Genomic DNA, 24,677 nt, shown 5'->3' with positions numbered 1-24,677 from the left:
CATGGACCCCACGACCCCGGTTCGAAGGCTTCGAAGCACGAGAAGGACGGGCCGCCGAAGGCGCGGCTCACTGGTGCTCTGCACGGCCGCGACGGCCGCGCTGGTGGCCGCGTGCACCGGCGCTGGCGGCGGCACGGGCAGCGGGGGCGAGCCAGCCGCCGCACCGGGCAAGGACGACAAGCTCACGCTCACCGTGTACAGCAAGTTCACCTCGCGCGAGTACGGGATCGTCACCAAGGGGCTGGAGAAGCTCAAGGAGAAGTTCCCGAACATCGAGGTCAAGCACGAGGGCAACCAGGACGACGACAAGCTGACCCAGTCGATCCGCGGCGGGAACCCGCCGGACGTGGCGATTTCCTTCTACACCGACAATCTCGGCGCCTGGTGCTCGAACGGCAGCTTCCAGGATCTCAAGCCCTACGTCGAACGCGACAAGGTGGACCTGTCGCAGCTCCCGGACGCGGTGCGCAGCTACACCGAGTACCAGGGCAAGCGGTGCGCGATGCCGATGCTCGCCGACGTGTACGGGTTCTTCTACAACAAGGACCTCTTCGCCGCGGCGGGGATCTCCGCGCCGCCGAAGAACACCACGGAGCTGTTCGAGGACGCCAAAAAGCTGACCCAGTTCAACCCGGACGGGTCGATCAAGGTGGCCGGCTTCATCCCGTCGATGCCGTTCTACGCCAACCAGGCGCAGTACTGGGCACCCAACTTCGGCGCCACCTACCTCGGGCCCGACGGGAAGTCGCACCTCGCCGACAGTCCCGAGTGGAAGGCGATGTTCGAGTTCCAGAAGAAGCTCATCGACTTCTACGGGCACGACAAGCTGGAGCAGTTCAAATCGGGACTCGGCGACGAGTACTCGGCCGATCACGGCTTCCAGCGAGGCAAGCTCGCGATGATGATCGACGGCGAGTACCGCGAGGCGTTCATCAAGGACCAGGCGAAGGACCTGAAGTTCGGCACCGCGCCGCCGCCGGTGCTGGACGGCAAGACGGACCGCTACGGCGGCGGTCTGGTGACCGGCACGATCGTCGCGATCCCCAAGGGGGCCAAGAACCCCGGCGCCGCGTGGGAGCTGATCAAACAGATCACTTTGGACACGTCCACTTTGGTCGATCTCGCCAACGGGCTGAAGAACGTGCCCAGCACCAAGGCTTCGCTGACCGACCCGAAGCTCCAGGTCGATCCCGAGTTCAAGACCTTTTTGGACATGTACGGAAGCGGGAAGCTGATGCCGAACCCGTCGACGCCGATCGGAGACGCGCACCTGAAGGCGGTCAACGACTTCGCCGAGCGGTGGCAGGCGGGATCGGTGCCCGATCTCGCCGAGGGCCTGAAGAAGGTCGACGCGCAGATCAACGACGAACTGGCCCAAAAGGGCGGCTGAGATGACCGCCACCCTGCCCGCGAGGGCATCCGGTTCCCCCGCCGCGTCCGCCGGGGTGCGGCGGGGGAACCGCAGGGCGAAGCACCGCCGGACCGTCCTGCTGTTCCTCGCGCCCGCCGTGCTGGGATTCGGAATCTTCTTCGGGTACCCGCTGATCGCCACCGTCTACTACTCGCTGACGAAGTACGACCTGATCAACCCGCCCGAGTTCATCGGCTTCGACAACTACGTGCGGATGTTCACCTCCGAGCAGCTCGTCGGCACCGCCGCCTACAACACGCTGTGGCTGGTCATCGTGCTCACCGTGTGCCGGGTGGTGTTCTCGCTCGGCATCGCCTCGGTGATCTCGCGCCTCAAATCGGGCGTCGGCCTGGTCAGGACGCTGTGCTACCTGCCATCGCTGGCCCCGCCCGCCGCGGCGACGCTCGCGTTCGTGTTCCTGTTCAACCCGGAATTCGGGCCGGTGAACCGGTTCCTGAAGTTCGTCGGCATCGACGGCGGGCTGTGGTTCAACGACCCGGCGATGTCGAAGCCCGCGCTGACCCTGCTGGCGCTGTGGGGATCGGGCGAGCTGATGATCATCATCCTGGCCGCGCTGCTCGACGTGCCGCAGGAGCAGCACGAGGCGGCGCAGATCGACGGTGCGGGGCCGATCCGGCGGTTCTGGCACGTCACGCTGCCGTCGATCTCCCCGGTGCTGCTGTTCGGCGTGGTCAATTCCATCATCTACGCGCTGCAGTTCTTCACGCAGGCGGTGGTCGCCGCGGCCGCGGCCGCCGGATCCGCCGACGTCGCGGGCAACACCAAGTACATCGGTGCGCCGCAGAACTCCACCCTGACCTACCCGGTCTGGCTCTACGTCCAGGGTTTCCGGTACTTCAACATGGGCTACGCGGCCGCGATGGCGGTGCTGCTGTTCGTGGTCTCCGCCGGGTTCACCTGGATCTTGGTCCGCCAGCTCCGCAAGGGACAACACCAGGAGGAGACGTGACCACCGTCCGCGAACCGGTCTCCGTCCCGCCCCGAGTCCACTTTCGATGCTCATGGGTGTTCTCCCTTCCCTCGTTCCTCGGTACGGGAGAACACCCATGAGACACGAGCGGACTGTATCTTCGCGACCGCTTCCTCCCTTCGGTCGTCACCGGTCGTGGAACCGGAAGCTGTCGTGGATCGCCACGCACGCGATCGGGATCGCGCTCGGCGTGATCTTCCTGCTGCCGATGCTGTTCGTGCTGCTGACCGCGTTGATGAAGAGTGACCAGGCCATGACGTCGAGCCTGTGGCCGACGGAATGGCACTTCGACAACTTCATCAAGGTGTTCAAGGACGCGCCGCTGCTCGAATACTTCGGCAACAGCCTGCTGTACTCGGGGCTGGCGACCGTCGGCGCGCTGTTGTCGGCGATCCCGGCGGCCTACGCGCTTTCGAAGCTGCGGTGGCGCGGGCAGAACGTGTGCTTCATGCTCACCGTGGCCGCGATGATGCTGCCGCCGCAGGTGACCATCGTGCCGCTGTACGACCTGTGGGTGCGGCTCGGGTTCACCGGCACGCTGGTGCCGCTGGTGGTGCCGTACTTCTTCTTCGACGCGTTCTCGATCTTCCTGCTGCGCCAGTTCTTCCTCACCATTCCGAAGGACTACATCGAGGCCGCGAAGATCGACGGGTGCACCGAGTTCGGCGCCATGGTCAAGGTGCTGGTGCCGATGGCGAAGCCGGGGATCGCGGCGACCGCGATGTTCTGCTTCCTGTTCACCTGGAACGACTACTTCGGACCGCTGCTCTACACCGGGGAGAACCGCGACCACTGGCCGCTTTCCCTTGCCATCGCGCAGTTCCGCGGGATGCACCACGTGGAGTGGAACCTGACCATGGCCGCCACCGCGCTCATCATGGCGCCGGTCATCGTGCTGTTCGTCTTCGCGCAGAAATCGTTCGTCAAGGGAATCACGTTCACGGGGGTCAAAGGGTGAAGCTGACAGTCGTCGGTGGCGGGTCCACGTACACGCCGGAGCTCGTGGACGGCATCGCCGGTCGGAGGTCCACTTTGGACGTCGACGAGATCGTGCTGGTGGATCCGGACGGCTACCGGCTCGACGTGGTCGGCGAATTCAGCAGGCGGCTGCTGAGCCACGCCGGGCACCCCGCGCGGGTGCGCACCACGAGCAGCCTGGAGGACGGCGTCGAAGGCGCGGCCGCGGTGCTGATCCAGCTCCGCGTCGGCGGGCAGCGCGCGCGCCGCGAGGACGAGACGTTCCCGCACGTCTGCGGCTGCCTCGGCCAGGAAACCACCGGGGCGGGCGGTCTCGCGAAGGCGCTGCGGACCGTCCCGGTGGTGCTCGACATCGCCGAGCGCGTGCGCGAGCTGGCCGGCGAGGAAACCTGGATCGTCGACTTCACGAACCCGGTCGGGATCGTCACGCGCGCGCTGCTGGCCGAGGGGCATCGCGCGGTCGGGCTGTGCAACGTCGCGATCCACCTGCAGCGCACGTTCGCGGATCTGCTCGGCGTCGGCCACGACGCGGTGCGGCTCGGCCACACCGGTCTGAACCACCTGAGCTGGGAGCGCGAGGTGCTCGTCGACGGCGTGGACCGGCTCCCGGAGCTGCTCCGCTCGCACGGCGAGTTCATCGGGGAGCATGTCAGCGCGCCGGTGGAGTGGATGCGCCGTGCGCAGGTCGTGCCGTCCTACTACCTGAAGTACTACTACGGCCACGACGACCAGGTCGACCTCCAGCGGACCGCGCGCCCGCGCGCGGACGTCGTCAGCGACGTGGAGGAGGAGCTGCTGAAGGTCTACCTCGATCCCGAGGTGACCACGAAGCCGGAGCAGCTCGAAAAGCGTGGCGGCGCCTACTACTCCGAGGCCGCCGTGCAGCTCGTGCACGCGCTCACTGGCGGCGGCCCCGCGGAGGAGCACGTGGTGAACGTCCGCAACAACGGCACCCTGCCGTTTCTGCCGGACGACGCGGTGATCGAGGTTCCTTCCACTGTGGACTCCTCGGGTGCGCGCCCGCTGCCGGTGCGCCCGGTGGAGCCGCGGTACGCGGGCCTCATCTCGGCTGTCACGGCGTACGAAAACCTGGCACTCGAAGCCGCGCTGAAGGGCGGCCGCGACCGCGTCGCCGACGCCCTGCTCGCGCACCCGCTCGTCGGCCAGTACCGCAAGGCCGACCGGCTCGCCGACGAGATCGTCCGCATCAACCGGGCTTACCTGTCGTGGGCCTGAACTCCGTGATCGCCATCGACGGCGGCAACAGCAAGACGGACGTCCTCGTGGTGTCCGCCGACGGCGCGGTGCTCGGAAAGTCGCGCGGTCCCGGGGCCTCGCCCCAGAACATCGGGGTCGACGCCTGCGTCGAAGCGCTGGAAAGCCTTGTGCTGGAAGCGATGCCGGTGTCTTCGGCACGACGGCCGTTCGCCGTGCACACGTCGGCCTACCTCGCCGGGCTCGACTTCCCGCGCGAAGAGGAAGTGCTGCACGCCGCGTTGGCCGCCCGCAGCTGGAGCGACACGCTGACCGTCGGCAACGACACCCTCGCGCTGCTGCGCGCGGGCACCACCGACGGCGTCGGCGTGGCCGTGGTGTGCGGCGCCGGGATCAACTGCGCCGGGATCGGTCCCGACGGCGCCACGCACCGCTTTCCCGCGCTGGGCAAGATTTCCGGTGACTGGGGCGGTGGCTTCCGCCTCGGCGAGGAAGCGCTGTGGTGGGCCGTCCGCGCGGAGGATGGCCGCGGGCCCGGAACCGCGCTGAGCAGTGCGGTGGCGAACGAATTCGGCGGGACCTCGGTGCTGGACGTGGTGCACCGCCTGCACTTCGACGAACTGCCCCGTGCGGAGATCCACCGCCTGTGCCCGCTGCTGTTCCGCGTCGCCGCCACCGGTGACGAGGTGGCCCAGAACGTGGTCGGCCGCTTCGTGGAAGAAGTCAGCGTGCTGGTCGCCGTCGCGTTGCGGAAGCTGGGCCTGACCGCGGGCACCCCCGAGGTCGTGCTGGGCGGCGGCGTGCTCACCGGCGTGGCACCTTCGGTGATCTCCGAGGTCGAACGGCGCTGCCTGAAGGTCGCCCCCGGTGCCGTGGTCCGCGTGGTCGAGGTGGCCCCGGTGGTCGGCTCGGCGTTGTTCGGCCTGGACCACCTGGGCGTGCCGAGCGAGGTCAAGACCCGCCTCCGCGCGCTCACTGTCCAAACACGACAGTGACCTTCGGTCGCCCTTCGGTTGCCCCTGAAGGCCACCTTGACGGCACTGAGTGCGCGAAACCCGGCCCTCGCAACGGAATCGCCGCGATGCCCTGAAGGCCACCTCGAGGTTACTGAACGCCGTCATGGCCAACTTCACGGCACGCGCGAAGACCGCCCGCATTCGTGAAGGGAACATTTGGGGCACTGAATGCCGTCAAGGTGGCCTTCGGGGACTTCGGGCCCCGGACACCCGGAAAACCCGCGTGGTCAGGCGAGCGTGGAACCGGTTTCCAGCAACGACTTCAGGTCGGAGAGGATCCAGGTCCACCCGCCACCGGCGTTCTGCCCCGGCTCCGCCGAAGGATCGTCGAACTCGCCCGACACCATCCGAGCCAGCCCCGGGGCACCGGTGAGATCGTGCGTCACGGTCAGCCGGGTGCCCGCGGTTTTGGTCTCGACGATCTCGTACGCGAGCGTGGTGAACCCTTCTTCCTTGAGCGCCGGGTCCATCAGCATCCGCCACTTCAGCACCAGCTTCGAAGGCGGCTCCACCTCGACCACTTCACCGTCGATGAGATCGCCGGTGATGCCCATGTCGATGAACTCCTGCGTCGGGTGGACGACGTAACGGCCACCCGGCTTCGGGTCGAAATCGGCCAGCCCGGTGTAGCCGTACTTGGCCGTCCACTCGGGTTTCGTGATGGCATCCCAGATCGCCTGCGCGGAAGCTTTGATGTAGACGCGGTGGACCTGCACGCTCATGACGGGGGTTCCTTTGCTTCGAGTTCGGTCTTGAGGTCGAGGAGGGCGGCCGCCTGGTGTTCGGTGAACTTGCCGATCCAGCGGTCGTGCACGGCGCGGATCGGCACCGGGTTCAGGAAGTGCCGCTTTTCGCGACCCTCCTTGCGCGAGACGACGAGGTTCGCCTCTTCGAGCAGCTTCAGGTGCTTCATCACGCCGAACCGGCTCATGTCCACTTCGGACTCCAGCTCGGTGAGCGTGCGGCCGTCGCGCGCGAAGAGCAGGTCGAGCAGCAGGCGCCGGGCCGGATCGGCGAGTGCCTTGAACACCAGGTCGTCGTCGGGCACGACTCGAAGAATAGGTGACCAAAAGGTCACATGTCAAGCAGGTTCAGAGCAGCGCGCCCAGCGGGAGGATGAGCGCGATCGCCACCACCGAGATCACCGTCTCCATCAGCGACCAGGTCTTGAGCGTCTGCCCGACCGACAACCCGAAGTACTCCTTGACCAGCCAGAACCCGGCGTCGTTGACGTGCGACAGGAAGAGCGACCCGGCCCCGATCGCCAGCACGAGCAGGGCGCTGTGCGTGGGATCCATGGTCGCCGCCAGCGGGGCGACGATGCCCGCCGCCGACACGGTGGCCACGGTCGCCGACCCGGTCGCGAGCCGGATCGCCACCGCGACCAGCCAGCCGAGCAGCAGCGGCGACAGGTTCGCGCCCGTGGCGAGCCCGGTGATCACGTCGCCGACGCCCGCGTCCACGAGGGTCTGCTTGAACCCGCCGCCCGCGCCGACGATGAGCAGGATCCCGGCGATCGGCGGCAGCGCGTCCGAAACCGTCGAGGACAGCCGCGCGCGGTCGAATCCGGCGGGACGGCCCAAGGTGACCATGCCGACGAGGACCGCGGCGAGCAGTGCGACGAGCGGATCACCGACGAAGTCCAGCACGCGGCGGACCTCGTTTTCCTTGTCCAGCAAGATGTCCGACAGCGCCTTGCCGAGCATGAGCACCACGGGAAGGAGCACAGTGGACAGTGTCGCGGCGAAACTGGGGCGGCGTTTCCCCGAAGAGTCAGAGGATTCGGGAATGAGGCGTTCCGGCGGGACCGCGTCGGGCACCATCTTCGCGGCGAGCCTGCCGAACAACGGGCCCGCGACGATCAGCGTCGGGATGCCGACGAGCAGGCCGAGCGCGAGCGTGATGCCGACGTTGGCGTTGAGCGCGCCCGCCGCGGCGAGCGGACCCGGATGCGGCGGGACCAGCCCGTGCAGCACGGAAAGCCCGGCCAGCGCGGGAATTCCGAGCAGCATCAGCGGGCGGCCGCTGCGCTTCGCGATGAGCAGTACCACCGGGATCAGCATGACCAGGCCGATCTCGAAGAACATCGGGAGCCCGATCAACGCGGCGACGAGCGCCATCGCCCACGGCAGCAGGCGCGGGCCCGCCTTCGCGAGGATGGTGTCCACGATCTGGTCCGCGCCACCGGAATCGGCCAGCAGCTTGCCGAGCATCGCGCCGAGCGCGATCAGCACGCCGACCGACGCGACCGTCGAGCCGACGCCGGAGGAGAAGCTCTTGAGCAGCTTGTCGACCGGCATCCCGGCGGCGAGGCCGAGCACGCCGGAGCCGAGCACGAGCGAAAGGAACGGGTGCAGTTTCGCCTTGGTGATCAGCACGACGATGAGTGCGATCGCGACGACGGTCGCACCGATGAGGCGGGTGTCGTGGCCGGTCCACCCGGCGGCGAGGACGGTCATGTGAACGCTCCGAGCGCGGTTTTCACGATTTCTTCCGGGCTGTCGCGGATGTCCGCCACCAAGCCGTTTTCGCACGCGCCGAGCGGTTCGAGCGTGCCGAGCTGGGAGTCCAAAAGCGACACTGGCATGAAATGACCCGATCTGGTCTTCATCCGCTCGGCGAGCAGTTCGCGCGGGCCGTCGAGGTGCAGGAAGGCGACGGCGCCGCCGGTGCGCAGCACGTCGCGGTAGCTCCGCTTGAGCGCCGAGGACGTGACGACCCCGCCGGTTTCCTGGTGTTCGCGGATCCAGTCCGCGATCGCGTGCAGCCACGGCCACCGGTCTTCGTCGGTGAGCGGGACGCCGGAGCTCATCTTGTCGATGTTCGCCCGCGGGTGGAACGTGTCGGCCTCGGCGTAGTCGACGCCGAGCCGTTCGGCGAGTTCGGTGCCGACCGTGGTCTTGCCCGATCCGGACACGCCCATCACGACGATGACCGCCATCGTGCCTCCTGAACTTCGCCGACTCCGTCGTCACTGACGAGTCAAGCTCACAAGTACTACTTAATCAAGAGAAAGTACTACTTAATCGAACAAGAATCCCGTCGATGCTCTAGCCTGAGGCCGTGGTCGACGGTGTGCACGCGAAGATGCTCGACGCGCTGGGGACGGCCATCGCCTCCGGTGAACTCCCCCCGGGTTCCGTGCTGCGCTCCGAGGAGCTGCAACAGCGGTTCGGCACCTCGCGGACGGTCGCGCGCGAGGTCGTTCGCGCGCTCGAAGGCATGCGCCTGACCAGCAGCAAGCGCCGGGTCGGCGTCACCGTGCGGGAGCAGGCCGACTGGAACCACTACGACCCGAGGGTGATCAGGTGGCAGCTCGGCGGCCCTGGGCGGCAGGACGCGCTGCGCACGCTCACCGAACTGCGCTCCGCGGTGGAGCCGATCGCCGCCCGGTTCGCCGCGCTGCGCGCCACCCCGGAGGAGCGCGGCAAGCTCGGCGCGCTCGCGTCCCGGCTGGAGTCCACCGCCCGCGCGCGCGATCTCGGCACGTTCCTCGGCCACGACGTCGCGTTCCACCACGTGGTGCTCGCGGCGTCGGCGAACCCGATGTTCGCGCAGCTCTCCGACGTCGTCGCGGAGGTGCTCGCCGGCCGGACCGGCTACGGCCTGATGCCGGAGGAACCGCAGCCCGAGGCCGTCGCGCTGCACGTGGAGGTGGCCACCGCGATCACCGCGGGCGACGCGGACCGGGCCGAACGCGCGATGCGGGACATCGTGGTGCAGGCACGCGACGAGATGGCCGAGCTGTTCGAGTAGCCTCGCACCCCAAAGAAGTCGGGGCGAACAGGGGAAACGGCGTGAGCGCTGCACGCGCGATCGGGCTTTTGCTCGGCGTGGCCGCGGACGGGGTGATCGGGGACCCGAAGAGGGGCAGGCCGGTGGCCGTGTTCGCGCGGGCCGCGCGGAGACTCGAAGGCAGGCTGACCGGGGACCGCAAGCTCGCGGGCGCGGTGTACGCGGGCGGCCTGGCCGGGGTGGCCGTGCTGTGCGGCGTGGTCACCGAACGGGCCGGGCGGCGGAGCCCGGTGCTGCAGGCCGCCGGCACCGCGGCCACCACCTGGGCGGTGCTCGGCGGCGCCGGGCTCGCGCTCGACGGCACCGCGCTCGCGCGTGATCTCGAAGAAGGCGAACTCGAAGCCGCGCGCGACACCTTGAGCCACCTCGATCCGCGCACCACCGAAGACCTCGACGTCATCGCGCTCTCGCGGGCGTCGGTCGAAACCGTCGCCGAAAACACCGCGAACGCGGTCGTCGGACCGCTCTTCTGGGGCGCCGTCGCCGGTGTGCCCGGACTGCTCGGTTCGCGCGCGATCACCGTGCTGCGCAAGCTTTTCGGGCCGCGGCCGGGCCAGGTCGCCTGGTTCGCCGTGCGCCTCGACGACGTGGTGAACCTCCTGCCGACGCGGGTCGCGGCGGCGCTCACGGTCGCGGGCGCACCCGTCGTCGGCGGGTCCGCCGCCGAGTCGTGGCGCGCGTGGCGGCGGGACACCACCGCGCACCCGAGCCCCAACGCGGGCCGGGTCGAAGCCGCGTTCGCGGGCGCGCTCGAAATCCGGCTCGGCGGGCGCACGGTGTACCCGCACGGCGTCGAAGAGCTGCCGGTGCTGGGCGTCGGCCGCAATCCCGACGCGGGGCACGTCACGCGCGCGGTCGAGCTTTCGCGCGTGGTCGGCTGGCTCGCAGGCGCGAGTTCGGTGGTACTGGCCGCTTTGCTCGGCCTGCGGAAGCGCTAGCGGCGGTCCGGCGCGGCGAGCTGCGGCTCGTCGTCCTCCGCTTCGGCCTCGGCCAGCAGCTCGCTGAACGACTTGCGGCGCCCGCCGGATTCGCGCTCGGCCCGCAGCGCGCCACCGGGCTTCAGCTCGCGGACGGTGAAGTACAGCCAGCCGAGCAGCGCCATCGTGCCGAACGCGATCCACTGCAGTGCGTAGGAGAAGTACGGGCCCGCTTCGAGCTGCGGCAACGGCAGCGCGCCGAGCACGCCGGGCTGCTTGTCGTCGAGCTGGAAGTAGCCCGGCCGGATGTCGAGCTTCCCGGCCCGCGCCACCACCCGCGAGTCGACGACGTAGCTGTGCAGCTTGCCCGCCGTGGACTCGTCGGCGAAGGCCTCGCGCTTCTTCGGGTCGGCCTCGTCGGTCCGCACGCGCGCCACGACGTCGACGGAGCCCGTGGGCGGCGCCGCGTACGGGGGCACGCGGCTGCGGTCGTCGGGGCGGACGTAGCCGCGGTCGATGAGCACGACCTGTCCGGTGCTGGTGCGCAACGGCGTCAGCACCTCGAACGCGGGCTCGCCCTGCACCGTGCGCAGCCGGGCGACGACCTCGTGCTCGGGCAGGTAGGTGCCGGTGACGGTGATCCGCTCCCACTCCGACTTGGCGTCCGGCGCGGTCGTCCCCGGCAGCGCCTCGGCCAGCGGGCGCGGCTGCGCGGTGAAGGAGGCCTGTAGCGCGGAGTTTTGGGCGACCTGCTCGGCGTCACGGCTGAACTGCCACGGCGCGAGCAGCGTGTAGCAGGCGATGGCGAACACGAACACCACCAGCGTCAACGCCAGCCAGCCCGGCTTGAGCAGGAACTTCAACCGCACCCCTCAACGGTAGGCCGTCGCGGTTCGCCCGGCTCACCCGGCCGTGTGTGCGGCCGCCAGTGCCTCGCGGACGTACCCGCCGCCGAACAGCGCGGCGTGCACCAGCAGCGGGAAGAGCTGGTGCAGTTTCACCCGGTCGCGCCAGCCGTCGGCGAGCGGCGCGCCCGCCTGTTCGGCGGCTTCGCGGTATCCGCCGACGATGTGCTGGAGGAACGGCGTGCCGAACAGGTGGAGCATCGCCAGATCGGCTTCGCGGTGACCGCCGTGCGCGGCCGGGTCGATGAGCCACGCTTCGCCGTCGTCCGCCCAGTAGACGTTGCCGCTCCACAGGTCGCCGTGCAGCCGCGCGGGCGCCTCCTCGACGAGGCCCAGCTCCGGCAGGCGCGCGCAGAGCTTGTCGAACACGGCGGCGTCGTCACCGGTGAACACGCCCTCGTCGACGCACATCCGGACGTAGGGCTGGATGCGTTCCGCCGCGTAGAAGGCCGCCCACGTGTCGTGCGTGGTGTTGCGCATCGGCGCGAGCCCGATCCACGCGTCGGCGGGGCCCGCCGGCGGCGGGCACCCGAATCCGGCGGCGCCGCGCAGGTGCGTCGCGGCGAGGCCCCTGCCGAACCGTTCCGCCGCTTCGGCCGTCGGCCTGCCGCCGGGGAGGTAGCGCAGGACCAGCCAGTCGTCGTCGGCGCCGAGGACCTCGGGGACCGGCAGGTCGCCGTGCTCGGCGAGCCAGCGCAGCCCGGCGGACTCGGCGGCCACCGCGCCCTCGCCGGAGCCGCCCTTCACGAACACCACCCTGCCGCCGCCGAGCGCGGCGAGGTAGACCGCGCTGCCGCGCCGCCGCAGGTCGAGCACCGGCTCGCCGAGCAGCCGCTCGGCGGCCGCCCTCGCGTTCAGGACCGGCTCCCGTGCTCGCGGACCGCGTCCAGCAGCCCGGGGACCGCGCGCTCGATCATGCCGAGCACGTCGTCGAACCCGCGGTCGCCGCCGTAGTACGGGTCGGGGATCTCCGAGCCGGGTGGCGCCGCCGGGTCGAAGTCCCGCAGCAGCCGCACGCGGTCCGGGTCGGCGGCCTTGGCGCGCAGGAAGGCGAGGTGGCCTTCGTCGGCGGCGAGCAGCAGGTCGGCGTCGAGGTGTTCGTCGTCGACCTCGGCCGCGACGTGGGCGGTGGGATAGCCGTGCGCCGCGAGCGTCGCGCGGGCGCGGGCGTCGGCTGGCTCGCCGACGTGCCACGGCCCCGTTCCCGCGCTGCTCACCGTGACCTGGTCGGCGAGGCCCGCGCGCGCCGCGTGTTCGCCGAAGACGAGCGCCGCCATCGGTGACCGGCAGATGTTGCCGGAGCAGACGAAGCAGATGTGCACGCGTGCAGTGTGGTGCAAGCACGGAGAGCGATGCCACGGGGGAGTGGATCAAATCGGCGGGCGGTCGCTTTCGGTAGCCCTGAAGCGCTCCGAAGCCGGTTTCGATGCCCACTTTCGGTGGTCACGGCGCCCCAAAGGCTGTTGCGGGACTACCGAGGCCGATGGCCTTCCAGGGGCAGTAGGGCCCTGGGGAGGAACGGTCAGCGGTCGCAGGCAGAGCTGAGCGACACCCGCAGCGCGGTCCGGTGCAGGTGGTCGAGGTGCCGCTGCCAGCTTGCGACGGCGCTCGCCAGCCGCAGCCTCGGTTCGCACCGCGGGCTGGTGCGCACGTGCCCGGTGGCGGCCAGTTCGGCGAGCAGTTCGCCGTTGATGCGGTCGATCACCGGCCTGACCTCGGTCGGCAGATCGGGGCGGTCCGTCGGCACCTGGTCGGGGTGGGCGTCCCAGTACGCGAACAGGCCGCGCTGCACGATCTTGCTCGCCTCGATCTGGTCGCGGAACAGCGCGACCGAGCGCGCGGGGTCGATGCCCAGTTCCTTCGACCTGGCGGCGGCGAAGTCGAGCACCACCTGCTCGCGCGCCGGATCGTCGATCGGAGCCCCGGTCCCGTACTTGGCGGCGGCGACCTTGTCCGAGATCTGCACCCGCTCCGCCGACGAACCCGCGAGCGGGAGGAGGGATTCCCGGGGCGACGCCGACGCCGAAGCCGGACTCACCGCTACCACCACCGCTGTGACCAGGGCACACAGGATCGAGGACCGAAGGCGCATGGCTCGGGAGGGTACATGCGAGGATCGCGCCATGCCCGTGATTTCGGATGTCCTCACCGCTTTGGAGGCCGCCTACCCGCCCGCGCTCGCCGAGTCGTGGGACGCGGTGGGCCTGGTCTGCGGCGATCCCGCCGAGCCCGTCGAGCGCGTCCTGGTGTGCGTCGATCCGGTCGAGGCCACCGTGGCCGAGGCCGAGGAGATCGGCGCCCAGCTCATCGTGGCGCACCACCCGCTGCTGCTGCGCGGCGTGCACGGGGTGCCCGCCGACACCGCCAAGGGCTCGCTCGTGCACCGCCTCATCCGCGGCCGCATCGCGCTCTACTGCGCGCACACCAACGCCGATTCCGCCGACCCCGGGGTGTCCGACGCGCTCGCCGAGGCGATCGGGCTGCGGGTGCTGCGGCCGCTTTCCCCGCACCCGAGCGGGAACACCGGGCTCGGCCGGATCGGGGAACTGCCCGAGGCGGAGCCATTTTCGGCGTTCGTCGGACGGGTCGGCCGCGCGCTGCCCGCGACCACGCCGGGCGTGCTCGGCGCCGGTGACCCGGATCGTCCTATTAGGACTGTCGCGGTCTCGGGCGGCGCCGGGGACTCCTACCTCGCCACCGCCGCCGAAGCCGGGGTCGACGCCTACGTCACGGCCGATCTCCGCCACCACCCCGCCGGTGAGCACCTCGCCTCGCTGGAGACCGTGCCCGCGCTGGTCGGCCTGACGCATTGGGCCAGCGAGTGGCCGTGGTGCGGGCAAGCCTCGGCCGTCATCCGCGCCGCGGTTGCGGGTAACGTCGACACCCACGTCTCCACACGGTGCACCGATCCGTGGACCATCCGAGCCTGAGTTTTTAGGGGGAACGCTGAAGTGAAGGCAGATCCAGCCGTCCAGCGACAGCTGCTCGAGCTCGCGAAGATCGATGCCGAGCTTTCCCGCACCGCGCACCGCAGGCGCACCCTGCCCGAGCTCGCCGAGATCGACGCCGCCGAGAAGACCGTGCGCGACCGCAAGGACGCGCTCGTCGCGGCGCAGACCGCCGGGTCCGACCTCGACCGCGAGGTGGCGCGCCAGGAGAAGGAGATCGACTCCGTGCGCGCCCGCGAGGAGCGGGATCGCAAGCTGCTCGAGTCCGGCACGGTGAACGCCAAGCAGATGACCGACGTGCAGCACGAGCTGGAGACCCTGCAGCGGCGGCAGTCGGCGCTCGAGGACGACCTGCTGGAGCTGATGGAACGCCGCGAGGCGCTCGAACTCGACGCGCAGCGCACGTCCGCGGAGGTCGAGAAGGCCGAGCAGGAGCTGTCCGAAGCGATCGTCCGGCGCGACGAGGCGTTCAAGGACTTCGACACCACCACCGCGCGCCGCGACGAGGACAGGGTGAAGATCCTGCCGCGCTTCCCGGCCGACCTGATCGCGCGGTACGAGCGGGTGCGCGAGCACAAGGGCATCGGCGCCGCGCTGCTGCGGGCGCGCCGGTGCGGCGCCTGCCAGCTCGAACTCGACCGCAGCACGATCGCCGAGATCAAGGCCGCGCCCGAGGACGAGGTCGTGAGCTGCGAGAACTGCGGCGCGATCCTCGTGCGCACGCTGGAGTCCGGGCTGTGACCCACGTCGTGGTCGAGGCGGACGGGGGCTCTCGCGGCAACCCCGGCCCGGCGGGCTACGGCGCCGTGGTGAAGGACGCCGCGACGGGGGAGGTGCTCGCCGAGCGCCGCGCCGGGCTCGGGATCGCCACGAACAACGTCGCCGAGTACACCGGGCTCATCGAGGGCCTGCGCGCCGCGCGCGAACTCGGAGCGTCCACTGTGGACGTCAGGATGGACTCGAAGCTGGTCGTCGAGCAGTCCTCGGGTCGTTGGAAGATCAAGAACGCCGCGCTGGTCCCGCTCGCGGAGCAGGTGCGCGAGCTGGCCGCCGGGTTCGATCGCGTGCGCTACCAATGGATCCCGCGCGCGGAGAACTCCCACGCCGACCGCCTCGCCAACGAGGCGATGGACGAGCAGGCTGGCAAGAAACCCGCGCGCGGCCAGGACCGCGCGTCGCCGACGAAGTGGAGCGGCGCCAAGGGCACGCCGACGAAGCTCATCCTGTTGCGCCACGGCCAGACGGAGATGTCGATCGACCGCCGTTATTCGGGTCGCGGCGACGTTCCGCTGACCGAGCACGGGCAGCGGCAGGTCGCGGACGCGGCCAAGCGGTTCGCCGCCATGGACGGCATCGGAGAAACCGTCCCGGTCGTGGCCTCGCCGTTGATCAGGGCCAAGCAGACCGCGCAGGCCGTCGCCGACGCGATCGGCTCGCGGGTGGAGACCGACCAGGGCCTGATCGAAACCGATTTCGGCGACTGGGAAGGGCTGACCTTCGCCGAAGCCGCCGCGCAGGACCCGGAACTGCACTCGAGCTGGCTCGGCGACCCGGCGGTGGCACCGCCCGGCGGCGAAAGCTTCGACGCGGTGGAGCGCCGGGTGCGCGGCTTCCTCGACGGGATCGTCGAGCGCTACCCCGGTCGCACGGTCGTCGTGGTGAGCCACGTGACCCCGATCAAGACGCTGCTGCGGCTCGGGCTCGATGCCGGGCCGTCCGTGCTGTTCCGGCTGCACCTCGATCTCGCGTCGGTGTCGATCGTCGAGTTCTACCCCGACGGCAACGCCTCGGTGCGGCTCGTCAACGACATCTCGCACCTGAGCTAGGGCCAGACGAGCAGGACGGCGCACGGCGCGTGGTCGACGACGAAGCGCGTGTGGTGCCCGAGGCTCTTCGGCCCGGGGTGGCCGGGTTCGCCGTCGCGCGCGCAGACCAGCAGATCGGCGTCGGCGCAGGCGGCCACCACTTCGCGTTCGACGTGCCCGTGCCGCACTTCCACCGCACAGTCGCGGCCGAGGCGGGCTTTCGCGTCGTCGAGCAGCGCTCGTTCGGCGGGCTCGGCGACCGGGTCGACGGTGTCGGCGGGATCGTGGCCGTGCCGCGACAGCAAGCCCTGGTAGGCGAAGCGCATCGCGTCACCCACGTCGTCGTCGGTGACGTGGAGCAGCGTGATTTCGAGACTGGAGTTCAAAGTGGACACCGCGTCGACGCACGCGCGCCACGTCCCTTCCGCGAGCCACACCGTCACCTTCATGGCTGACCATCGTGCCCGTCAGAACAGCGCCAGGCCACACCAGAGCGCGAGCACCGAACCCGCGAGGGACACCGGGACCGTCCACGCCCCGAGCCGGAGGAACTCGCGCAGCGTCGGCGTGACGCCCGCGCCCGCCAGCACGCGGCGCCACAGCAGGGTGGCCAGCGAGCCGAGGTAGGTGGCGTTCGGCCCGATGTTGACGCCGAGCAGGACGGCGAGCAGCACGCCCGCCGCCGGGTGCGGGCCGAGCGCGGACACCAGGATCAGGGTCGCGGGCAGGTTGTTGACGAGGTTCGCCAGCACCGCCGCGACGAGTGCGGCGAGCAGCAGTTCGCCGAGGCCCTCGCCGTCGGGGAGCATCGCGCGGAGCACGCCGCCGAGCAGGTGCTCCGACACCGCCTCCACCACGATCGCCAGGCCGAGCACGAACAGGCACAGCAGCGGATTGGCCTCGGTCACCAGCCGCCACGGGCGCGCGGTGCGCCGGACGAGCGCCCGCACCGCGAGCACGAGCGCGGCCACCGCGGCGACCACGGCGGGTTCGACACCCACGAGCGGCCCGGCCGCGAACCCGGCGAGCGTCAGCCCGAGCACGGTCAGCGCGAACACCGGCGCGGGTCCCGGCGCCGGCGGCGGCACGTCCGAGCGCCCGGCCAGGTCGGTGGCGAAGAACCGCAGGAACACGGCCAGCTCGACGGCGATCGTGACCAGCCACGGCAACGCCATCAGCGCGGTGAACCCGGCGAAAGTGAGCCCGGAAGCGGAAAACGCCAGCAGGTTCGTCAGGTTCGACACCGGCAGCAGCGTCGACGCCGAGTTCGCGAGGTGCGTGCACGCGTAGACGTGCGGCTTGGCGCGCAACCGAAGGCGGGTGGCGGTGGCGAACACGACCGGCGTGAGCAGGACGACGGTCGCGTCGAGACTCAGGACCGCGGTGGTGCCCGCGGCCGCGGCGAAGGTCAGCACGAGCAGGCGCCGTGGCCTGCCGCGGCAGGCGAGGGCGACCCGGTCGCCGAGCCAGCCGAAGACGCCTTCGGCACCGGCGAGGAAGGACAGCAGCAGGATCGCGGCGAGGAAGCCGATCGTCGGCAGCAGCGCGAGCACCCGGTCGCCCGCGAGCCGGGGCGGGACGAGGCCGAGCAGCAGCACCACCCCGGCCGCGGGCACGGCGACCAGCGCCTCGGGAAGCCCGCGCGGCCGGATCATCGCGAAGGCGAGGACGACGACCAGCAGCACCAGGCTGACGATCGCGCTCGCTGGACCTCCACTCACCCGCTCACGTTAGATCCAGCGCGATCCGGTGATGCCCCGAAGGTGGCTTTCGGGGCGCTGGATTCCCTGATGGTCACTCTCGGGGCATGCGCTTCATCGTCACGCCAGGGTGCTGAGCGGTTCCGGGGTGCTCGCCGAGCGGTCCTCGTCCTTTTCCAGCTCGCGGATGATCGGCAGCACGCGCTCCCCGAAGAACTTCACGTCCTCGTGGTAGTGCAGGAATCCGAGCAGCAGCAGGTTCGCGCCGCGCCGCTTGTACTCGATCGCCCGGCGCGCGATCTGCTCCGGCGTGCCGATCAGCCCGGTGCGGAAACCGTCGTTGTACTGCACCAGATCGGCGAACTCCGAATCGGCCCACATGCCCTTCTTGTCCGAAGTGGACGATCCGGCCTGCTTGACCGCGCTGCGGAACCCCTCGACGGCGTCCACATTGGCCTTGGCGACGATCTCCTTCAGCACTTCACGCGCTTCGGACTCGGTTTCGCGCGCGATCACGAACCCGTTCAGTCCGAATCGGACGGTGTGGTCGTTCGCGGCCGCGTAGTCGCGCACCTCGCCGACCTGCTCGCTGAACCCGTCGAAGTCCTTGCCGTTGCTGAAGTACCAATCCGAAACCCGCCCGGCGAGCTTGCGCGCCGCGGTCGAGTTCCCGCCCTGGAAGACCTCCGGGTGCGGGCGCCCGGCGGAAGGCAGCGGCTTCGGTTTGATGTCGAAGTCGTGGATCCGGTAGAAGTCGCCGCCGAACTCGGCGTGGTCGTCGGTCCACAGTTCCTTCAGCACGCGGATGAATTCCTCCGAGCGCCGGTAGCGCTCGTCGTGTTCGAGCCACGGTTCGCCGAGTCCGGTGAATTCGTCCTTGAACCAGCCGCTCACCACGTTGACCGCGGCGCGCCCGCCCGAGATGACGTCGGCGCTGGCGATGAACTTCGCGAGCACGCCGGGGTGCCACAAACCGGGGTGGATCGCGGCGATCACCTTCAGCCGCTGCGTCGCGAGCAGCAGCGCGAGGCTGAAGCCGACGGACTCGTGCTGGTACGCGGCGCCGTAGCTGGCGGTGTAGCGAACCTGGGTGAGTGCGTACTCGAAGCCGTTGTTTTCCGCCAGCACGGCCAGTTCCCGGTTGTATTCGTAGCCCCAGTCGGTGCGCTGCTCGATGTCGCTGGTGACGAGGCCGCCACTGACGTTCGGCACCCAGTAGGCGAAACGGAGTGGTTCTTCAGCCATGTTTTGCTCCAGAACGGTGTCACGGGGTGGATGGTGCGTCGGGCCCGGACACGGCGAGTACAACAGCGCCCGTGACGGCGGTCAACGCACGTCCACGCGGTGGGACCGGCTATCCTTCGGGGCGCGGACGAGTTGGCAGGGCGGTCGCGGGAACCGCGAGGTTCTCGAGGAAAGTCCGGACTCCGCAGGGCAGGGTGGTTGTTAACGGCAACCCGGGGCGACCCGCGGGAAAGTGCCACAGAAAACAGACCGCCGCCGTCCCTTGTGGACGGCGGTAAGGGTGAAACGGTGGTGTAAGAGACCACCAGCGCCCCGGGTGACCGGGGCGGCTCGGTAAACCCCACCCGGAGCAAGGCCAAGAGGGAGCACGCGTGCTCCTGCGCAGGCGTTCGAGGACGGCCCGTCCGAGCCTGCGGGTAGGCCGCTGGAGCCTGCCGGTGACGGCAGGCCGAGATGGATGGCCGCCGCCCGCGCGAGCGGGTACAGGATCCGGCTTACATGCCAGCTCGTCCGCCTCCCCCGTTCGGCGGCGGGGCAAGCGCCCTTACCCACCAGTAGGGTGTCCGCATGGCTTTCGGAGACGACGTCGCCGTCGCATACCGCTATCACCGCGTGCTCGACCCGTTGCACAGCCTCGGCTACTTCGTGCCGGAGACGGACGAAGCGCTCACCGCCGCCGGGCTCCGGCCGGGCCGGATGGGCTACTTCGCGAGCCGCTCCGCGCCGATGGGCCCCGTCGGGCCGGGCGTCGTCACGGCCACCTTCTACAACTTCAGCCCGGAGCTCGTGGCACGGCACATCCCGCGCGCGTGGACGCTGGCGGCGCCGGAGCGGATCCTCGCCGCGAGGACGGAAGCCGTCGACGCCGCGTTCAAACGCCTCCTGGGCGCCGAAACGCTCGCTTCGCCCGACGTCGCGGAGGCCGCCGAGCTCGCGCGTGAAGCCACCGCCGCCTGCTCCGCCGAAGGACGGCCGCTCTACGCCGGACACGCGGATCTGGACTGGCCGAGCGAGCCGCACCTCGTCCTGTGGCACGCGATCAGCCTGCTGCGCGAATACCGGGGTGACGGGCACATCGCCGCGCTCGTGGAGCACGGGCTCGGCGGTCTCGCCGCGCTCATCACGCACACGGTGACCGGCCGCGGGTTCGTGGTGGCTGCCGCGAAGAAGACCCGAGGCTGGTCCGACGAGGAATGGGACGCCGAAGCGGGGCGCCTGCGCGACGCCGGTGTGCTCGACGAAGCGGGCGCGCTCACCGAGGTCGGCGAGAAGCTGCGGGCGGACATCGAGGACGCGACGAACCGGGCCGCGATGGCGCCCTGGATCCGTCTCGGCGAGGAGCGCGCGGACCGGCTGCACGAAATCGGTCGCGCGCTGAGCCGCCAGGCCGTCGCGGCGGGCGCGTTCCCCGAAGGAGTCTTCGCGACACCCAAGGCCTGAATTCTTTTCGCGTTAGCCGGGCCGTTCCGGCGAATGGTCGCCCGAGATCCACCGAATCGAGCAGATGTCACGGAGAGTGTCGAAAATGCGGTGGTTTGCGAAGATCATGTGACCGGTTTCGCACCCGAGGGTGATCGGCTTCGACAACGGAGATGATCTTGCTCGTCACTGTGCGGACGCGAGGATTGCGGCCGAACGGGGCATGGTTGACTGTGCGCGCCACGCAACCGCGGGAAGTGCTCGCACCCAGAGTGAGCGCAAGCCGCACAACTGAGTGAGCACACCGGCGTACTACGGAATCCGGGTGGACGGGGTTAAACCTTGGCCACCTTGCAGCCATGATGGAGACAACGAGTTGCAGTGAGATTGGCCGTACTGTGTGCGTCGGAGCCTTGAACCGAACTGAACAGAGCGCGCTTTGACCGCTACGCGTCGTGACTGCATGATGTGCTGGACGACGCAGCAAGTCCCACCCCCGACCAAGGGCCTCCAGCAGAGGGGGCTCGTGAGAAGAACGCTCCTCGCACTCAGGAGTACGCGATGACCATGATGACGCTTGTGCAAGATCTCGCACAAGGTGAGATCAAGACCAAGGGCGTCCAGTCGTGGATGCTCGACAACATCATTCCGCTGGTGCTCCTCGCCGTCGCGCTGCTGCTCTTGTGGCTCGGTGGCGGCAAGGGCGACAACGCCGGCGTGATGCGAAGGCTTGCCGGCGTCGTGATCGCGCTCGCGATCATCGGCCTCGCGGTGAGTGGGCTCGGTGTGAACGTCGGCCAGTGGATCGCCGGCCTCTTCACAGGCTGAGACCGGCTCACTGTGCGTATCCGTACCGACGACGAGGTCTACCGGGTCGACGCCGTGTGGCTCGGCCCCCCGAAGGCCACGTTCCCGTGGCGTGCCCGCTACGTGGCGTGGGGCGTCGGCGTCCCCGTCCTGCTGATCGTGCTCACCGTCGAACGCCAGCTCGGTGTCGGGTTCGGCTTCTTCTCGATGGCGTGGGCCTTCGTCGGCACGATCTTGATCACCAGGGTGATCACCAGGAAGATCAGTCACGAACGCCCGCTCGGCGCGGTCATGTCGATGTGGGCCCGTGAGCTGCACACACCCCGCGAGCGGTTGTCGGCGACCGGTGGCGCGGTGAGTGCGGCCAAGGTACGGGTGCGGGCCGAGCGGCCGGTGCCGAAGAACCGGAGGCGACGGGCCGGGAACCCGCCGCACGGACGGAAGCGAGCCACCACACGAGCGCGCCGGGCCGGCACCACGGCACCGGCCGGGAGGTAGTCCTTGTTCGGTCGCGGCGGACGCGGGAAGAAGCGGGAGCAGCAGGACCTGCGCTCGGGTGCCACGTCATGGCAGCCACCGCAGGCGAGGCAGTCCTCTACGCGCCAGCAGCAGGACTCACGCGGCACCAGGCGGTTGCCAGGGGAGCAGGCGATCCCCGCCTACACCCCGTCGATCGCCGCCCGCAGCATCGACGGGCACCTGCTGCGCACCGGGCACGAGGTGTACGCCTGGTACCGGCTGGCGCCGCAGCGGTGGTCGTTCCGGTCGGACTCCCAGCGCCGGGACCTCGTCGCCGCCATCGCCGGGCAGTACGCCGAACTGCAGGGCCGCTGGCTGCACCTGCGCGTGACCACCCGGCCGTACCCGATCCGGATGTGGGCCGAGGCCCACGTGCACAACGCGCCGAACCGGCCGAGGGACGTGCCGGGCGCGATGTCCTTCGACGACTACCTCATCGGCGAGCAGCAGCAGCTGATGGGCCGGTCGATGGCCGAAAAAGAGGTCTACATCGGCGTCCAGGTGCAGACGCGGCGGATGATGGACCGCGCCGTCGAGCGGGCCGCGCCGGTGCTGCGCAAGATCCTGCCCGAGGCCGTCGACGCGGAGCTCACCGCGCTCGACTCCGAGGTCGAGCACCTCGACCAGGTGATCGGCTCGTCGGGGCTGGAGGGCAGGCCCGCGCACGCCGACGAGATGTCCTGGCTCATGCACCGCTCGTGCTCGCTCGGGCTGCCCGCGCCGCGGAACATGCCCGCGGTGCCCGGCGCCGAATGGGAGCCGGAAGACCTCGCGAGCTTCACCGACGCCGCCGACTTCCACGCCGAGCCGTACGCGCCGACGCTGACCGTGCGCGGCCGCACCGGCTCGAACGCGGGCGTGCTCCGGCACGTCGCGGTGCTGACCGTCGGCCAGATGCACGGCCTCCAGATCCCCGAGGTCGACGACCCGTGGGTGCAGCACGCGGACCGGCTGCCCGCCTCCGTCGAATGGTCCGCGCGGATCTACGTGCGCCGCCCCGAGGAAGTGGCGGGGGAGCTGCAGCGGCAGATGAACAAGGTGCGTTCGCAGGTCAAGCACTACACCGACGAGCACGACCTGGAGCCGCCGCAGTCGCTGGCGCGCCAGGCGTCGCGGGTGCTCGAGATCGACGACGAGATGACCTCGGGGTTCACCGCGCTGGCCACCAGGGTCCGGTCGTGGTGGCGGCTGTCGGTGTCCGGTCCGACCGAACGCGACGCGCTGCGCCTGGCCCAGCAGCTCCTCGACCTGTACAAGCCGAAGATCGCGATCGAGCACCCCGAGGCGCAGTACGCGCTGGCCCGCGAGTTCATCCCCGGCGAACCGCTCGCGTCCGGCGCCTACATGCGCCGCGGCTCGGTGGTGTGGGCCGCGGCCGCGGTGCCGACGGCGACCGCGGAGGTCGGCGACCGGCGCGGCATCCTGCTCGGCGAGACGTGCACCGCGACCAGGCGACCGGTGGCCTGGGACCCGTGGATGGCGCAGGAGATCAGGGACGGATCCGGGCTGACCGCGATGGTCGCCGGGCTCGGTGGCGGTAAGTCCTTCCTCGGCGGCGGAATTGTCTACAAATCGCTTCGCGCCGGGGCGAGCTGGACGATCCTCGACCCGTCCGGCCCGCTGTCGAGACTGTGCGAGCTGCCCGAGATCCGGCCGTACGCGCGCCCGATCAACCTGCTCAACGCCCAGCCGGGCATCCTCAACCCGTACCGCGTGGTCGCCGAGCCGCAGCTCGAGCACTTCATGGACGAGGAGGACCCCGAACGGTCGTGGCGGCGCGAAAAGGCGCTCGCCGGCGCCACCCGCCGCCGCCTCGTGCTCGACGTGCTGACCGGGGTGCTGCCCTACGAGGTGGCCAGGATGGCGCAGACCAGGATCGTGCTGCTGCGCGCCGTGCGCGCCGTCGGCGGCCGGTTCGACGCCGATCCCGGCCAGGTCATCGACGCGCTGCGCCGGGACTCCAGCGAGCACCACGAGCACGCCGGGGTGGTCGCGGACTTCCTCGACGAGATGCGCGAGCGCATGTCGCTGCTCATCCCCGAGCACGACGCGGACCCGTATTCGGAGGGCCGCGACGACCGGATGACCGTGCTGACCATGGCGGGGCTGACCCTGCCGAAGGACGGCGTCGGCCGCGAGCACTGGACCGACGCGGAATCGCTCGGCGTCGAGATGCTGAACCTCGCCGCGTGGCTCACCCAGCGTTCGGTCTACGAGAAGCCGAAGGACCAGCGCAAGGGCGTCTGGATCGACGAGGCGTTCTTCCTCTCCGAGGTCCCGACCGGACGGGTGCTGATGAACCGGTTCGCCCGTGACTCCCGTAAGTGGAACGTGCGCGTGCTGCTGTCGTCCCAGATCCCGGCGGACTTCCTGAAGATCCAGGGCTTCGTCGCGCTGCTCGACTCCGTCTTCGTCGGCAGGCTCGACGACGACGACGCGCAGGCCGACGCGCTCCGCCTGCTGAAGGTGCCGGTCGGCGTCGGCTACGAGCAGGTCGTCGCCGCGCTGGGCAGGCGTCCCGGCGCGCACCGCGGCAGCCTCGAGCGCGACCGCGAGCCGCGTCAGTTCATTTTCGGCGACGGTGCGGGCGGCGTCGAGCGGATCCGCGTCGACTTCTCCGGCCCGCACCTCGAACACCTGCGCAACGTCCTGGACACCACGCCGGGCGGCGCGGGCGCGGACGCGAAGCCGTCGAAGCCGGGCGCGAGCGTGCCGAAGCAGGAGAAGCCTGCTCCTCGCGTGCCCGTCCCGCCGGAGGACGAGGAACTGGAGCACGACTTCGAACTCGCCGCCGAGCTGGAGGTCGGCCTCACCGAGGACCAGCTGCTCGCCGAACCCGTCCACAAGGGACAGGGCGAAGAGCTGTCCGGCGAGCTGCACCACGACGGAACGCCGGGCAACAGCGGCACCCGCGGCGGCGGCAAGGGCGGCGGCACCGGCCGGGACGCCGCATGAGCGCCGCTTGCAAGCGAATCGAAGACGCCATGCGCCAAAAGGAATTGGACG

At 70.1% G+C, this 24,677-nt stretch carries 25 protein-coding genes and 1 other RNA gene; 15 read left to right on the top strand and 11 right to left on the bottom strand.

Annotated features, from left to right (window positions below; all coding sequences use genetic code 11):
* Position 1: 1 nt before the first annotated feature.
* The 5 genes from HUW46_RS12810 to HUW46_RS12790 all read left to right on the top strand — a co-directional run bounded on the left by HUW46_RS12810 (position 2) and on the right by HUW46_RS12790 (position 5,590).
* Entirely contained in the window at positions 2–1,390 is a 1,389-nt protein-coding gene (locus HUW46_RS12810) for an extracellular solute-binding protein (RefSeq protein WP_215547491.1), read from the top strand.
* A gap of 1 nt (position 1,391) precedes the next feature.
* The gene (locus HUW46_RS12805) at positions 1,392–2,381 is read left to right on the top strand and encodes a carbohydrate ABC transporter permease (RefSeq protein WP_215547490.1); all 990 of its coding nucleotides are present in this window, start codon (positions 1,392–1,394) and stop codon (positions 2,379–2,381) included.
* 97 nt (positions 2,382–2,478) lie between these two features.
* Positions 2,479–3,360, top strand: coding sequence for a carbohydrate ABC transporter permease (locus HUW46_RS12800; RefSeq protein ID WP_215547489.1), 882 nt, complete (start codon positions 2,479–2,481; stop codon positions 3,358–3,360).
* Entirely contained in the window at positions 3,357–4,616 is a 1,260-nt protein-coding gene (locus HUW46_RS12795; protein ID WP_215547488.1) for a 6-phospho-beta-glucosidase, read from the top strand. Before HUW46_RS12800 ends, HUW46_RS12795 begins: the two co-directional genes overlap by 4 nt.
* Entirely contained in the window at positions 4,607–5,590 is a 984-nt protein-coding gene (locus tag HUW46_RS12790) for an N-acetylglucosamine kinase (protein WP_254126112.1), read from the top strand. Before HUW46_RS12795 ends, HUW46_RS12790 begins: the two co-directional genes overlap by 10 nt.
* 248 nt (positions 5,591–5,838) lie before the next feature.
* Here HUW46_RS12790 and HUW46_RS12785 read toward each other — a convergent pair whose 3' ends face one another.
* The 4 genes from HUW46_RS12785 to HUW46_RS12770 are packed head-to-tail and all read right to left on the bottom strand — an operon-like array spanning position 5,839 to position 8,552.
* Positions 5,839–6,333, bottom strand: coding sequence for an SRPBCC domain-containing protein (locus HUW46_RS12785; protein ID WP_215547487.1), 495 nt, complete (start codon positions 6,331–6,333; stop codon positions 5,839–5,841).
* Entirely contained in the window at positions 6,330–6,659 is a 330-nt protein-coding gene (locus HUW46_RS12780) for an ArsR/SmtB family transcription factor (RefSeq protein ID WP_215547486.1), read from the bottom strand. The genes HUW46_RS12785 and HUW46_RS12780 overlap by 4 nt, the downstream gene beginning before the upstream one ends.
* A gap of 43 nt (positions 6,660–6,702) precedes the next feature.
* Entirely contained in the window at positions 6,703–8,070 is a 1,368-nt protein-coding gene (locus HUW46_RS12775; RefSeq protein ID WP_215547485.1) for a GntT/GntP/DsdX family permease, read from the bottom strand.
* Positions 8,067–8,552 (bottom strand): gluconokinase, encoded by a 486-nt coding sequence (locus HUW46_RS12770; protein ID WP_215547484.1) that lies wholly within the window; start codon positions 8,550–8,552, stop codon positions 8,067–8,069. The genes HUW46_RS12775 and HUW46_RS12770 overlap by 4 nt, the downstream gene beginning before the upstream one ends.
* A gap of 146 nt (positions 8,553–8,698) precedes the next feature.
* Between HUW46_RS12770 and HUW46_RS12765 the strand changes: the two genes are divergently transcribed.
* Both HUW46_RS12765 and HUW46_RS12760 read left to right on the top strand, forming a co-directional pair.
* Positions 8,699–9,367 carry a FadR/GntR family transcriptional regulator gene (locus HUW46_RS12765; RefSeq protein WP_215549822.1) on the top strand — a complete coding sequence of 223 codons (669 nt, stop codon included), beginning with the start codon at positions 8,699–8,701 and terminating at the stop codon, positions 9,365–9,367.
* A 41-nt stretch (positions 9,368–9,408) separates the two neighbouring features.
* Positions 9,409–10,344 carry a cobalamin biosynthesis protein CobD/CbiB gene (locus HUW46_RS12760; RefSeq protein WP_215547483.1) on the top strand — a complete coding sequence of 312 codons (936 nt, stop codon included), beginning with the start codon at positions 9,409–9,411 and terminating at the stop codon, positions 10,342–10,344.
* Here HUW46_RS12760 and HUW46_RS12755 read toward each other — a convergent pair.
* The 4 genes from HUW46_RS12755 to HUW46_RS12740 all read right to left on the bottom strand — a co-directional run bounded on the left by HUW46_RS12755 (position 10,341) and on the right by HUW46_RS12740 (position 13,320).
* The gene (locus HUW46_RS12755) at positions 10,341–11,192 is read right to left on the bottom strand and encodes an SURF1 family cytochrome oxidase biogenesis protein (RefSeq protein WP_215547482.1); all 852 of its coding nucleotides are present in this window, start codon (positions 11,190–11,192) and stop codon (positions 10,341–10,343) included. The two genes, HUW46_RS12760 and HUW46_RS12755, sit on opposite strands and share 4 nt — an antisense overlap.
* 33 nt (positions 11,193–11,225) lie before the next feature.
* Positions 11,226–12,044, bottom strand: a complete 819-nt coding sequence (locus tag HUW46_RS12750; RefSeq protein ID WP_254126110.1) for a fructosamine kinase family protein — start codon at positions 12,042–12,044, stop codon at positions 11,226–11,228.
* A gap of 38 nt (positions 12,045–12,082) precedes the next feature.
* Positions 12,083–12,550, bottom strand: a complete 468-nt coding sequence (locus HUW46_RS12745; protein ID WP_215547481.1) for a low molecular weight protein-tyrosine-phosphatase — start codon at positions 12,548–12,550, stop codon at positions 12,083–12,085.
* A gap of 200 nt (positions 12,551–12,750) precedes the next feature.
* Positions 12,751–13,320, bottom strand: coding sequence for a chorismate mutase (locus tag HUW46_RS12740; protein ID WP_215547480.1), 570 nt, complete (start codon positions 13,318–13,320; stop codon positions 12,751–12,753).
* A gap of 31 nt (positions 13,321–13,351) precedes the next feature.
* On the opposite strand from HUW46_RS12740, the gene HUW46_RS12735 reads away from it, so the two are divergent.
* From HUW46_RS12735 to HUW46_RS12725, 3 genes are read left to right on the top strand one after another with little or no spacing between them, the layout of a single operon-like run.
* Positions 13,352–14,158, top strand: a complete 807-nt coding sequence (locus HUW46_RS12735) for a Nif3-like dinuclear metal center hexameric protein (RefSeq protein ID WP_215547479.1) — start codon at positions 13,352–13,354, stop codon at positions 14,156–14,158.
* Between the two features lie 21 nt (positions 14,159–14,179).
* Positions 14,180–14,917, top strand: a complete 738-nt coding sequence (locus HUW46_RS12730) for a zinc ribbon domain-containing protein (protein ID WP_215547478.1) — start codon at positions 14,180–14,182, stop codon at positions 14,915–14,917.
* Positions 14,914–16,002, top strand: coding sequence for a bifunctional RNase H/acid phosphatase (locus HUW46_RS12725; RefSeq protein WP_215547477.1), 1,089 nt, complete (start codon positions 14,914–14,916; stop codon positions 16,000–16,002). The genes HUW46_RS12730 and HUW46_RS12725 overlap by 4 nt, the downstream gene beginning before the upstream one ends.
* Here the strand turns inward: HUW46_RS12725 and HUW46_RS12720 are convergent.
* From HUW46_RS12720 to sfnG, 3 genes are all read right to left on the bottom strand, one after another.
* Complete coding sequence (locus HUW46_RS12720) at positions 15,999–16,430, bottom strand: universal stress protein (RefSeq protein ID WP_215547476.1); 432 nt, start codon at positions 16,428–16,430, stop codon at positions 15,999–16,001. The two genes, HUW46_RS12725 and HUW46_RS12720, sit on opposite strands and share 4 nt — an antisense overlap.
* Positions 16,431–16,448: 18 nt before the next feature.
* Positions 16,449–17,702, bottom strand: coding sequence for an ArsB/NhaD family transporter (locus tag HUW46_RS12715; protein WP_256451427.1), 1,254 nt, complete (start codon positions 17,700–17,702; stop codon positions 16,449–16,451).
* Between the two features lie 99 nt (positions 17,703–17,801).
* Positions 17,802–18,926 (bottom strand): dimethylsulfone monooxygenase SfnG, encoded by a 1,125-nt coding sequence (gene sfnG, locus HUW46_RS12710; RefSeq protein ID WP_215547475.1) that lies wholly within the window; start codon positions 18,924–18,926, stop codon positions 17,802–17,804.
* Positions 18,927–19,054: 128 nt separating this feature from the next.
* Between sfnG and rnpB the strand changes: the two genes are divergently transcribed.
* The 5 genes from rnpB (at position 19,055) to HUW46_RS12685 (ending at position 24,626) form a co-directional block, all read left to right on the top strand.
* An RNA gene (rnpB, locus tag HUW46_RS12705) (RNase P RNA component class A) lies at positions 19,055–19,439 on the top strand.
* Positions 19,440–19,493: 54 nt separating this feature from the next.
* Positions 19,494–20,366 carry an SCO6745 family protein gene (locus HUW46_RS12700; protein ID WP_215547474.1) on the top strand — a complete coding sequence of 291 codons (873 nt, stop codon included), beginning with the start codon at positions 19,494–19,496 and terminating at the stop codon, positions 20,364–20,366.
* Positions 20,367–20,906: 540 nt separating this feature from the next.
* Positions 20,907–21,173 carry a hypothetical protein gene (locus tag HUW46_RS12695; RefSeq protein WP_215547473.1) on the top strand — a complete coding sequence of 89 codons (267 nt, stop codon included), beginning with the start codon at positions 20,907–20,909 and terminating at the stop codon, positions 21,171–21,173.
* Between the two features lie 12 nt (positions 21,174–21,185).
* Positions 21,186–21,650 (top strand): hypothetical protein, encoded by a 465-nt coding sequence (locus tag HUW46_RS12690; RefSeq protein ID WP_215547472.1) that lies wholly within the window; start codon positions 21,186–21,188, stop codon positions 21,648–21,650.
* Positions 21,651–21,653: 3 nt separating this feature from the next.
* Positions 21,654–24,626 carry an ATP-binding protein gene (locus HUW46_RS12685; protein WP_215547471.1) on the top strand — a complete coding sequence of 991 codons (2,973 nt, stop codon included), beginning with the start codon at positions 21,654–21,656 and terminating at the stop codon, positions 24,624–24,626.
* Positions 24,627–24,677 lie beyond the last annotated feature (51 nt).

It is taken from the genome of Amycolatopsis sp. CA-230715 (assembly GCF_018736145.1).
Taxonomy (GTDB): Bacteria; Actinomycetota; Actinomycetes; order Mycobacteriales; family Pseudonocardiaceae; genus Amycolatopsis.
The sequence above is the reverse complement of the archived record's forward strand: the minus strand, read 5'-3'. Positions and strand labels throughout refer to the sequence as shown.